Annotated in this window: 8 protein-coding genes and 1 tRNA gene; 3 read left to right on the forward strand and 6 right to left on the reverse strand. The window is 34.6% G+C overall.

Going from position 1 to position 12,377, the window contains the following annotated elements; genetic code table 11:
- Positions 1 to 5,655 (forward strand): T9SS sorting signal type C domain-containing protein (locus RMO53_RS10475; protein ID WP_310380357.1); only part of this gene is annotated, 5,655 nt, incomplete at its 5' end.
- Positions 5,656 to 5,907: 252 nt separating this feature from the next.
- Here the strand turns inward: RMO53_RS10475 and RMO53_RS10480 are convergent.
- A tRNA-Pro gene (locus tag RMO53_RS10480) sits at positions 5,908 to 5,982 on the reverse strand.
- Between the two features lie 159 nt (positions 5,983 to 6,141).
- Between RMO53_RS10480 and trxB the strand changes: the two genes are divergently transcribed.
- Positions 6,142 to 7,089, forward strand: coding sequence for a thioredoxin-disulfide reductase (trxB, locus tag RMO53_RS10485; RefSeq protein ID WP_310380359.1), 948 nt, complete (start codon positions 6,142 to 6,144; stop codon positions 7,087 to 7,089).
- A gap of 59 nt (positions 7,090 to 7,148) precedes the next feature.
- On the opposite strand, the gene RMO53_RS10490 is transcribed toward trxB, so the two are convergent.
- From RMO53_RS10490 to RMO53_RS10510, 5 genes are all read right to left on the reverse strand, one after another.
- Positions 7,149 to 7,985 (reverse strand): GIN domain-containing protein, encoded by an 837-nt coding sequence (locus RMO53_RS10490; RefSeq protein ID WP_310380361.1) that lies wholly within the window; start codon positions 7,983 to 7,985, stop codon positions 7,149 to 7,151.
- Positions 7,986 to 8,067: 82 nt separating this feature from the next.
- Positions 8,068 to 8,820 (reverse strand): head GIN domain-containing protein, encoded by a 753-nt coding sequence (locus RMO53_RS10495; RefSeq protein WP_310380363.1) that lies wholly within the window; start codon positions 8,818 to 8,820, stop codon positions 8,068 to 8,070.
- Between the two features lie 2 nt (positions 8,821 to 8,822).
- On the reverse strand, positions 8,823 to 10,553 hold the full coding sequence (locus RMO53_RS10500) for a PspC domain-containing protein (protein ID WP_310380365.1): 1,731 nt from the start codon (positions 10,551 to 10,553) through the stop codon (positions 8,823 to 8,825).
- A gap of 2 nt (positions 10,554 to 10,555) precedes the next feature.
- The gene (locus tag RMO53_RS10505) at positions 10,556 to 10,888 is read right to left on the reverse strand and encodes a PadR family transcriptional regulator (protein ID WP_310380367.1); all 333 of its coding nucleotides are present in this window, start codon (positions 10,886 to 10,888) and stop codon (positions 10,556 to 10,558) included.
- A gap of 221 nt (positions 10,889 to 11,109) precedes the next feature.
- A complete protein-coding gene (locus tag RMO53_RS10510) occupies positions 11,110 to 11,565 on the reverse strand; it encodes a DUF4870 domain-containing protein (protein ID WP_310380368.1) in 456 nt (151 codons plus the stop codon).
- A 230-nt stretch (positions 11,566 to 11,795) separates the two neighbouring features.
- Between RMO53_RS10510 and RMO53_RS10515 the strand changes: the two genes are divergently transcribed.
- Complete coding sequence (locus tag RMO53_RS10515; RefSeq protein WP_310380370.1) at positions 11,796 to 12,248, forward strand: DUF4442 domain-containing protein; 453 nt, start codon at positions 11,796 to 11,798, stop codon at positions 12,246 to 12,248.
- Positions 12,249 to 12,377: the final 129 nt, after the last annotated feature.

The raw sequence follows: 12,377 nt of genomic DNA on the forward strand, positions 1-12,377 counted from the left end.
AGAGCTGTAGCGGTAACTGGAGCTCTTGCGGCTACACTACCTGCTGTACCTGTTCCGGTAACATTTCCTTCACCATTAATCATTGGAGGAACTGGATTTAAACTAGGAACAGCACTAGCACCAGTACGAGCAGGAATACTTATAGTAGGATCTTTAAATAGAGTTACTGTAAACGCTGGTACAACCCTTGAGCTAAACAGTTTGGCGGGTAGCTTAAATCATGGTATAAACATAGCAAATGCTGTGGCTGCTGGAGGTGTAAGTAATCCAACTTATTTTACTAATAATGGAACCATAAATATTTTTGGCGAAACCCTTAGAAGCGGAATAACTGCGTCTATAACTTCAACTGCCAATCTTCAAGATATGAAAATCAATATCGTGAACGATGGTATTATTAATGTAGATATAATTAGTATTACAACCGGCGGTAATGGTGCATATTTTCCGCAATTAGGTAATTTTTCAAATATTTCAGGTGTTTTTATTACTAATAATGGTACACTTACATTAAAAAATTCCTCTACTATAGCTTTATCAGGATATGCTATTTGGGGTTCATCTGCTGGTCAGCGTTTGCTCACCACCTTTACAAATAATGGCAGCTTGAACCTTGTAGCTACTCTAGGTAATATAGGACAAGGTTTTACATTAAACAATAACGGAATTGTAAATTCAAATAGTTCATTAGGTAGTTTTTTACCTATAACAAATAGTAGTACGGCGAGTATTAACTTTACAAAAACACCTGCTAACTTTACAGTTTTAATTGGTGCAGCTGTAACCGCTGGAGCAACCTATACGGATGGTAATTTAAATGTTTACACTGTAAGAACTACAAAAGTTACTGGAACAGGATTACAACTACTTGCTGATTCAAATCCAATTACAACAATTCCCGCCACAGGAACTCTTTCTCTTGTGAGTGGTTCAGGAAATCCAACAATAGCTTATACTGCAGTTGCGTCAATAGTAAATACTTTAACGGGTACAATTACAAACTCCGGAATCATTAGTACAGCGCAAGGTGGAGGAACAAGTTTAAATGCTATAACTTCACCAACATTAACACTTAATGCAACAAGTGTTATAGATCCTGGAGGATCAACAGGTAAAGGAATTACGAATTTTGCTAGAGCTGCTACAACGATTCTTGGAAAATTAGCACTACAAGTTTCTGGTAACACAGCGGCAGGTATTGATTATGACCAAGTAACAAGCACAACGGCTCTTGGTTCGTTCGACATATCTGGTGCAACATTAGATATTACGGGTATTTATACACCAGCTGGACCAGTTACTATAGAAATTCTAAAAACAAATGCCACAGGAACACTTACAGGAAATTTTGCTTCTTTGACAACGCCTTTGCCATCAGGGTGGGCTATAGTATATACGAATGCTACTCCAGGTAAAGTAGAATTAGTGTATACGCCAGCAGCATCTCCGCCAACAATTACTCAATTAACCAGTGATGGTAGTACTACCATTCCAGATGGTTGTGGAGGAAGTACACTAATTATTCTAGGAACAAACTTTACAGGCGCAACTGCTGTCACCGTTAACGGTGTTGCTGTTGCCAGTTTTGTAGTTACAAATGCTACTTCAATAACGGCAGTACTTCAAGCTGGAGCTACTACTGGACTGGTAGCGGTAACAACTCCAGACGGAACAGGATCTTCCGCAGGTAATTTTACAGTTAATGCAAATACTACTACAGGAAGTGTAACAACTTCAATTTGTGCTGGAGCTACTTATGTTTGGGCAGCTAATGGAGTATCATACACTACAGCTCAATCTGGAGTTACTGTAGTTTCAGGTTGTAATACGGCTATTTTGAACTTAACAATTGATACTTCAACAACAACCGGTAGTGAATCAGTTTCTGTATGTGGTTCAACATATACTTGGGCAACAAGTGGCGCTAGTTATAATGCTTCCGGAACATACACTCATGTTGTAGGTTGTAACACGGCTACATTGTCATTGACATTAACACCAAATACAACTACAGGAAGTGAGACAGTTTCAGCATGTGGAACTTCATATACTTGGGCAACAAGTGGTCAAACGTACAATGGATCAGGAAGTTATACTCATGTAGTAGGATGTAATACCGCTACATTAACCTTAATCTTAACTCCAAATACTACAACAGGAAGTGTAACAACTTCTATTTGTGCTGGAGCTACTTATGTTTGGCCAGCTAATGGACTATCTTATACTACAGCTCAATCTGGAGTTACTGTAGTTTCAGGTTGTAATACGGCTACGTTGAACTTAACTATAGATACGCCAACGACAACAGGAAGCGAGTCAGTATCAATATGCGGAACATCATATACTTGGGCATTAAGCGGACAAACGTATAATGCATCAGGAAGTTATACTCATGTTGTAGGTTGTAACACGGCTACATTGTCATTGACATTAACACCAAATACAACTACAGGAAGTGAGACAGTTTTAGCATGTGGTACTTCATACATTTGGGCATTAAATGGTCAAACATACAATGCATCAGGAAATTATGATTATGTTGTAGGATGTAATACGGCTACATTGTCATTGACATTAACGCCAAATACAACTACAGGAAGTGTAACAACTTCAATTTGTGCTGGAGCTACTTATGTTTGGGCAGCTAATGGAGTATCATACACTACAGCTCAATCTGGAGTTACTATAGTTTCAGGTTGTAATACGGCTACTTTGAACTTAACTATAGATACGCCAACGACAACAGGAAGCGAGTCAGTATCAACATGTGGAACATCATATACTTGGGCATTAAGCGGACAAACGTATAATGCATCAGGAAGTTATACTCATGTTGTAGGTTGTAACACGGCTACATTGTCATTGACATTAACACCAAATACAACTACAGGAAGTGAGACAGTTTCAGCATGTGGTACTTCATACACTTGGGCATTAAACAGTCAAACGTACAATGCATCAGGAAGTTATACTTATGTAGTAGGATGTAACACGGCTACTTTAGCCTTGACATTAACACCAAACACTACAACAGGAAGTGAGTCAGTATCAGCATGTGGAACTTCATACACTTGGGCTACAAGTGGTGCAAGCTACACTTCATCTGGAACTTATACTCATATTGTAGGATGCAACACTGCAACATTAACATTAACTTTGACACCTGCAACAACAATAGGTAGCGTAACGCAAACTCAAGTTGGAGGTTCTTATTTATGGGCAGAAAACGGACAAACTTATACTTCATCTGGAATTTATACATCAGTTACTGGTTGTAATACAGCTACGTTGACTTTAACAATTTCTACTGGTAATCCCGGAGATAATGATGATGGTGGTATTTTAGATGGTCTTGATTCTCCAATAATTACTCAATTAAGTAGCAATGGTGTTAATACCATAGCTCAAGGTTGTGAGGGTTCTACTTTAATTATTTTAGGGACTAACTTTACAGGTGCAACTGCGGTTACTGTAAACGGTGTTGCTGTTACAAGTTTTGTAGTTGCTAATGCAGCTACAATAAATGCAGTTCTTCCTTCAGGGGCAACAGTTGGATTAGTAGTAGTAACATCTCCTACTGGAACAGGTTCATCAGCAGGTAATTTTACTGTGAATGTTTTAACTAACAGTACAACTACAATTACAGCATGTGATGCCTATACTTGGTCAGCTAACGGAACTACTTACACAGCATCTGGAACGTACACTAACGTAACTACGAATGCTGCAGGTTGTCCTGACACAGCTACATTAGTATTGACTATCAACAACAGTACTTCATCAACAATGAGTGCTACAGCATGTGATACCTATACTTGGGCTGCAAATGGAACTACTTACACCGTATCTGGAACGTACACTAACGTAACTACTAATGCTGCAGGTTGTCCTGACACGGCCACTTTAGTATTGACGATTACACCATCAACAACTACTGGTAGTGTTACACAAACACAATTAGGAGGTTCTTACACATGGCCAGCAAACGGTGTTACTTATTTTTCAAGTACAACTACAACATTTGTTTCTGGTTGTAACACTGCTACATTGAATTTGACTATTACACCAATTACTACTACAACATGGTATAGTACAGGTTGGTCTAACGGCGAACCGAATGCAGCAATTGAGGCAATTATTGAATTTCCATTCAATGCTCCATTTAACGGTACAATAACTGCAAAGAAATTAACGATAAATGCACCGGGAACTTTAACTGTTGTTTCAGGAAACTTGACTGTTGTGAATGAGTTAATAAATAATGTTGGAGCAACAGGCGTTGTATTTGAAAATAATGCTAATTTGATTCAAGGAGCAGCTACAACTGTTAATGCTAATTTTGGTGATATTACAGTAAATCGAAATAGTTCTTTATTGAAAAAATTAGATTATACATTATGGTCTTCACCAGTGGCAAATCAGAATTTATTGGCTTTCTCTTCTGCAACAATTCTTTCTCGTTTTTATACTTATAACACGACAACTAATTTGTACAATGCAGTACCAAGTCCTTCAACTACAGACTTTGCATCAGGAAAAGGATATTTGATTCGCATGCCTGATACAGCTAGTCCAAGTACGGATACTGCTTACCCTGGAGTATTTAGAGGAACTCCTAATAATGGTTCTATTTCGTATACGATGACGGTAGGATCTTTAGGATTCAATTTCAACGCAGTGGGTAATCCATATCCTTCACCAATTAATATGACACAATTTGTTTCAGACAATAGTTCTAAAATAACAGGAACTTTATATTTCTGGAGAAAAAGAAATGGTGTTAACGGTGGAGCATATTGTACTTGGAATAACGGAACATTCATTACAAACAACAATGCGCAATCATATGATCCACTAGGAGTTATTCAAACAGGTCAAGGGTTCTTCGTAGAAGCTAGTAGTGCCGCAACAGCTCTAACCTTTAATAATGGTCAAAGATTGGCAAATAATGCCGGACAATTCTTTAAAACTAAACAAGATGTAGTCGAAAATAATAGAATTTGGTTGAACGCAACAAGTGTTGTTGGAGACTTTTCACAAATGGCAATCAATTATACTGCGGGTGCTACTCAAGGTATAGATGCATTTGACGGGAAATACTTTAATGATGGTACAATGGCTTTGAACTCGGTACTTGAAAATTTAGATTATGTAATTCAAGGTCGTGCTTTACCATTCGACGGAACTGATTCAGTACCTTTGAGCTTTAGCACTACAATAGCCGGAAGTTTCACTATTGCTATTGACCATGTTGACGGTCTGTTTGCAGGAAGCCAAGACATTATATTAAAAGATAATGTTACAGGAGCTGAAACGAATCTAAAAACAGGTCCTTATACATTTGATGCCCAAATAGGGGCAACTAATACTAGATTTGTACTTAAATATCAAAAATCTTTGGGTACAACAACTCCAGTTCTTTCTGAAGAAAGTGTAATCATTAATACTAACAAAGGAATAATTCATATTAATTCAGGAAGTATAATGATGAAAACAATACAATTGTTTGACATTAATGGACGATTAATATTTAAAAAGGAGAATTTAAACAACTCCGAAACAACTATTGATAGTTCGAAATTTGCAAAACAAGTACTGATTGTTAAAATCACATCTGACGATGATCAGGAAGTAAGCATAAAAGTAATAAACTAAAAGCTTCTTTTTGTTAGAATCTGAAAACCCTGTCCTTTAAAAGACAGGGTTTTTTGTTGTCATTAATTTTGTAATAGTTTTAATAAAAATCAAAAACTTATAGTTCTGTGAGAACATCTAGTTGAGTTTTTAAGAATTTTAATTTATTTGTTTTCAATTTAATTCTAAAATAAAGTAAACTACTAGAAATAAAAAAAAAGGCTGTAAATCATACGATTTACAGCCTTTTGATATAAATTGACAACAAAATTGTCGGGGTGGCAGGATTCGAACCTGCGGCCTCCTGCTCCCAAAGCAGGCGCGATAACCGAGCTACGCTACACCCCGAAAGCGGATGCAAATATAATACTATTTTTGTGTTTTACAAGTGATGTTTTGAAATAGAATACTATTATTATCGAATAGTTAAAAGTAATATTTTTTTAACTTAATTTTTTTAATAAAAACATACATTTGCAATCATTAAAAACATTAATTAAAATAATTATGTCTGATTCTATCGAAAAAATAAAATGCCTTATCATAGGTTCTGGTCCTGCAGGATATACTGCTGCAATTTATGCGGCAAGAGCAAATATGAATCCTGTTTTATACCAAGGAATGCAACCTGGTGGACAACTTACAACCACAAATGAAGTTGAAAATTGGCCTGGAAATCCTGAAGGAATAACTGGTCCACAAATGATGGTTGGTTTACAAGAACAAGCAGAACGTTTTGGCACTGATGTTCGTGATGGTTGGGCGACAAAAGTTGATTTTTCGGGATCAATTCATAAAGTGTGGATAAACGATACTATAGAATTGCATTGTGAAACAGTTATCATTTCGACAGGTGCAACGGCTAAATATTTAGGAATCGATTCAGAACAGCATTATCTAAAAATGGGAGGTGGCGTTTCTGCCTGTGCCATTTGCGACGGATTTTTCTATAGAAATCAAGAAGTCGTAATTGTAGGCGCTGGAGATTCTGCTTGTGAAGAAGCGCATTATTTATCAAAATTGTGTTCTAAAGTAACTATGCTAGTTCGTAGCGAGAAATTTAGAGCTTCGAAAATCATGGAAGCACGGGTTCGTAAAACCGAAAATATTACGATTCTAATGAATCATGACACTGTTGAAGTTCTTGGAGACAGCCAAGTAGTTACTGGTGTAAGAGCAAAAAATAAAACAACAGGTGAAGAGTTTGATATTCCCGCGACTGGTTTCTTTGTAGCAATTGGCCATAAACCCAATACGGATATTTTCAAAGATTATCTTACACTTGACGAAACGGGTTATATTGTTAATGTTCCCGGTAGTTCAAAAACTAATGTTCCCGGTGTTTTTGTGTCTGGAGATGCAGCAGATCATGTATATCGTCAAGCCATAACTGCTGCAGGAACGGGTTGTATGGCCGCTCTTGATGCCGAACGATATTTGGCAGCTAAAGACTAATAAGTAAAATAATTGCTATAAAAAAGGCCTAATGTTTAGTTAGGATTTTTTTTGTGATATTATTTTGTAGGTTTCTTTTTTAAAGTGGCATTTTCTGTAAAATTTTTCATTTCTATTTTTTGATCTCCATAGAGTTGAATTTCCGAGTTTCCTGATGCATCAATAGTGATGTTTGTGTCAACATTAATTTTGCAATTGGAATACCCTTCGGTGGTTATATTTGCATTTTTTATAATTAATTTATTTCCAATGAAGTCCGCGTTGTTGTCTAACCTTATTACAGCATTGGTAATGTCACCTTCGATTGTGGCGCTTGATTTTTGATACAAATCACTTTTTAAATCAATGCTGGAAATTAAAGCTTTTAAACTTGCATTTTTACTCAATTCAATTGTAGTATTTTCTGATTTCAAATTGAGTTCCGTTTTTGATTTGTCATTTGAATTCAAAATAAAATTTTTAGAATTTACATTTAAATTAAGTTTGGCATTGTCAAATGATTTAAAAGTAATTTCTTCCAACTGAATTTCTTGAATGGCATTTACTATAGCATCATTATTTGCAGTCACAATTTTTAAATCACTAGTATATGTAATTCTTACAATTAGTTTTTTGTAATTTACGGCTTCTTTCGAAGTATTTATTCGAAGTGTATTTGCTTTTAAATCTATCGAAATAATACCTTGAAGATTATCATCGGCTTCAATCTTGATTTCAGTTTCTTCTCCTTTTTCTAAAAAAACTTCTAGATTACTGCCAATCTCAATACTATCAAAATCGGCAATTTTTTTTCTTTCAATGGTTACGGTTTTTGAGCCTTTTATTTTTTCTTTTTTCTGCCCAAATGCGATTGCAGTTAATAGAATCAGCAGTGTTACAAGTATGGTTTTTTTCATTTTTTCATTTTGTTATTTGCAAATATAAAAAAATCATCCCTTTAGTTAGGGATGATTCTTGATTTTTGGCAAAAAGGTGACGTTATTCTTTTGAAACACTTCCTCCAGAACTCTCATTTTTTTGCACAGTTTTTGGATTTGAATTATAATTAATATTAGAACCACTTGAAGCTTCTGCGGTTAAGCTTACCACCGGATTAATCTCGATAGTACTTCCGCTTGAGGCATCAGCAATGATTTCGTTTGCCGATAATGCAAATGCATTAATAGAGCTTCCACTCGAGGAACTTGCTTTAAATTTCAGGGCTAAACCATTTAAAGTAATTGAGCTACCGCTGCTGGAATCTACATTTAAATAATCAGATTCTAAAGCTACAACTATCGATGAAGCACTCGAGGAATTGAGACTTATATTATCTCCTTTCAAAGTATTTGCACTTCTAATAGTTGCTGCACTTGAGGCTTCTAAGACATCAATTACGGGCATTTTTACAAATACTTTTCTAGATTTTACATTGATAAAGTTGTTGTATTTAGACTCAATTATAAGCACTCCGTTTTCAACTTTTGTAATGATTCCTTTTTGTAAATTATCGTCAGCTTCTACAATTACTTCAGTAAAATCTGCTTGTTCAACAATAAGCTCAATAGCATTACTTACGGATATACTTTTAAAATCCCCTTGAATGGTTCTGTTTTCGGTGGTTATATTTCCGCTGCCTGTTATTGATTTTCCAAAACCATCTACTCTAAAGTTATGATTGCATGCGGCAAGCAACAAGGCAGTTAATGCAACAACAATAAATCTTGTAATTAATGTTACTATTTTTATCATGATTAATTGGTTTTAATAATTACTCCGTCTTTGTTTTTTGACAATCCTTTTTTACCAGTTTGATTTACAGTTACTTCTTCGCCATTTACTTTCACAGTTGTAGTTATAACACTATCGTTTTCGGTGGTGTTTGCGCTAATTGTTATATTATTATCGTCAAATTCATTTTCGTCAGCAGGACAATTCAAGCATTTAATTTTATCACTCTCTACTTTGTAAATGTATTGATCCGAGCTGTAGTGTAAATTAAAGTAATCATTATCAGATCGATCATAATCTTCAACACTGGTGTCTGTTTTGAATAATGTACCAACCGGAAGATACAAGTAAATTTCTACTTCTTGACCTCTAAATTTATTGGTTACATCGGTCAATAAATAGTTGTCTAAAATCAAATTATTACCTTCGATTTTTACTGCATATCTTATTTTTTCAGCTCTTTGTTTTGCATCTTGAAACGTTTTGCCATGGGCTATTTTTTCAATTTGCATAAAGGGTTTGAATTCATCGGTATGCAAAACTTTTAGATAAATATTGTTAGAATAAATCAACTGATTGTTTGTTGAATCCTGAACAAATCTAAAATCTTCTCTGTCATTAATGTCTTTGGTGTAATAATCATTGAATTTAAATTTCACATGCAAAGTATCGGTAGGGTTTACATTGATTGCTACTTTTTGAACAGTTTTTCCTTCATAAGCAATTTCCGAAGCTTGTTTTACTCCAATAGAAATTAATACAGCTATCGCTAAAATCCAAATGGCTAATAAAGTATACTTTGCAATATTCCCAATAGATTTAAGATTTGGAGTTAATAATTTGAATCCTAAAAGTGTCAAGAAAAAGAACGGGATTCCTACTGCAAAAAACATCAATAATCCAAACGACCATACTGGATAATCGGTAAAATTACCAGCATCAATAAAACCTTGCCAAGGTAAACTAACAAAGGCAGATGAACCTAATGTGAAAACACCTACAAGCAATCCTATCAAGGTAGCCATTCCGGTAATTATTAAAATTACACCTAGAAATTTTGCAAAAATTTTCAAAACGGTCATTATAAAATCACCAAAAGAACTTCCTAATTTTTCGGCACCCGTTTTAACTCGGTTTCCCATTTCGTCAAAATTGGCATTTTTAAGTTTTTCAGAGACATTTTCAAATTCTTCCCTTACTTTTTTTTCGATATTCGAAATAGTCACAGGTTCTCCAGTCATCTCTAATTTTTCGGAGGTTGTTGTCGCTTCGGGCATCACAATCCAAAGAATGATATAGGCCAAAATTCCAGTTCCAAAAGCAAAAATCGAAATTAAAAGCAAGATTCTAAGCCAAACTTTATCAACCCCAAAATAATGACCAAGACCAGCAACTACGCCACCTATCATGCCGTTTTCTTTATCTCTAAATAATTTTCTTGATCTTGTGGTCGAAGCAAAACTGGTTGCTTGAGCTTCAGAACCTTCATCATCAATTCGATAATCTTCGGGCTGACCCATAACCGCTATCACATCATCAACATCTTTTAAATTTACAACATGTTTTTCGCTTTTTTGTTTTTCCAATAACAATTCCGAAACGCGAATTTCAATATCTTTTATGATTTCTTCTTGACCATTTGAGCTCGATAATGAACGTTTTATCGCATCAAAATAGCGTGTCATTTTTTGGTATGCATCTTCATCTATATGAAATAACATTCCACCTAAGTTAATATTTACTGTTTTGTTCATGACTATTGTTTTTGGTTTGTGATTATGTTTACTGCATCGGACAATTCCGTCCACGTGCTATTTAATTCCTTTAAAAATGTTTGTCCTATTTCAGTCAATCCATAGTATTTTCTTGGCGGACCGGATAAGGATTCTTCCCAACGGTAGTTGAGTAATCCGTCGTTTTTTAATCGGGTCAAAAGCGGATAAACCGTTCCCTCCACAACTAATAGTTTAGCGCTTTTCAAAGTGTCTAATATTTCCGATGTGTATGCTTCTTTATCTTTTAGAACCGATAAAATGCAATACTCGAGAACACCTTTACGCATCTGGGCTTTTGTGTTTTCAATGTTCATAATTCTCTTTTTTTGTTTTTTGATTTAATAAAACTGTTCCTTTTTTGATTGCTTCGCCAGTTCGCCTCCGGCTCGGGTGATGATGATTTGTTATTGAGAGGCACGAAGCAATTTTTTTTTTTTTGGAGCTAATTCCAGCTATTCGTTTCAATCTTTTTTTCGTGCCTCAAAAAAGGATTTCCACTGCTATCTGGGCTAGAACTGCATTACGCTAACCTCCATTATTTTATAAAAGGTATCGTCAGCGGATAGTTGTATTTTTCTCCGTTTGAGGTTTTTATTGAAGCGAATATTATAAGAAAGAACTCAATAATTTTTAAACTTATAAATAGTATCACTGCTGTAATCCCAACAACTAAAACACCAGTAACGTTCTCTAAATTCAAATTATTAATTACAAAATCATTATCATGAATCACCGCATTAAAAGGCACGTTATTGAATATTGTAACAATAAAAATAGGAATCGCAATCATTGCAAGTAGTAATGAATAGAGTAATAAACTCAATTGAAAGTTTAAAACTTGTTTTCCATTATGATTTACAAATTCTGAGGTCTCTTTTTTTGAAGTCCAAATCAATATTGGAAAAATGTAATTCCCAAAAGGAATGCAATATTGGAGTAATGAACTCAAATGAATAAATGTCGCTGTGTTGATTTCGCTTTTCGTTTCCATAGTGTAATTGTATATAGTAATTTCTTATGCAAATATATATCTAAAAGCAAGTATCTTGTATCACATAGTAGTATATATTAACAAAATATTAACATATTGAAATTGATAAAAAATAATAATTTAATGGAGGAATACAATGAAATAGGCTGTTCACACCTTATTTTTCTTAAAAATCCGGAAGTATATTTTAAAGCTATTTTTTTGCTATTTTTACAAAAAAAATCTTTAAAATGGAATTTACAAAATCACATCTCAATAAGCTCTTATTTTTTAAATTGCCTTCAGCATTTATTTGTGGTGTGAGAGTAAAGTATATTGATGATAATAAATGCGTAGTAACCGTAAAACACCGATGGATCAATCAAAATCCATTTAAATCAATGTATTGGGCAGTTCAAGGTATGGCTGCTGAATTTGCAACAGGAGCATTGGTGATGAGCCATATAAACACTAGCGGTAAAAACATATCAATGTTAGTAACTAATAATAAAAGCAATTTCACCAAAAAAGCTACAGGTAGAATCGCTTTTGTTTGCAACGACGGTCACCTTATTCAAGAAGCAATTAAAAAATCAATCGAAAATAAGGAAGGACAAACCTTCTGGACAAAAGCCGTAGGAACTAACGAAAATGGTGAGCAAGTATCAGAAATGGATTTTCAATGGAGCGTAAGAATAAAATAAAAACGGTTTACACATAAAAAAAAGAGCTTCGTTTATTAGACGAAGCTCTTTTTTTTAATATGAAATAATGCTGAATTAATAATTATTTAAATGTCTAGAAGCTATACTTAAACTTTTCTTGAATGCAAT

The sequence above is a fragment of the Flavobacterium sp. genome (assembly GCF_031409475.1).
Lineage (GTDB): Bacteria > Bacteroidota > Bacteroidia > Flavobacteriales > Flavobacteriaceae > Flavobacterium.

Coding starts and splice junctions, on each gene's coding strand:
- RMO53_RS10495 (WP_310380363.1), bottom strand. CDS start 8,820: ATGATAAAAATAGTAACATTAATTACAAGATTTATTGTTGTTGCATTA.
- RMO53_RS10515 (WP_310380370.1), top strand. CDS start 11,796: ATGGAATTTACAAAATCACATCTCAATAAGCTCTTATTTTTTAAATTG.
- RMO53_RS10510 (WP_310380368.1), bottom strand. CDS start 11,565: ATGGAAACGAAAAGCGAAATCAACACAGCGACATTTATTCATTTGAGT.
- trxB (WP_310380359.1), top strand. CDS start 6,142: ATGTCTGATTCTATCGAAAAAATAAAATGCCTTATCATAGGTTCTGGT.
- RMO53_RS10490 (WP_310380361.1), bottom strand. CDS start 7,985: ATGAAAAAAACCATACTTGTAACACTGCTGATTCTATTAACTGCAATC.
- RMO53_RS10505 (WP_310380367.1), bottom strand. CDS start 10,888: ATGAACATTGAAAACACAAAAGCCCAGATGCGTAAAGGTGTTCTCGAG.
- RMO53_RS10500 (WP_310380365.1), bottom strand. CDS start 10,553: ATGAACAAAACAGTAAATATTAACTTAGGTGGAATGTTATTTCATATA.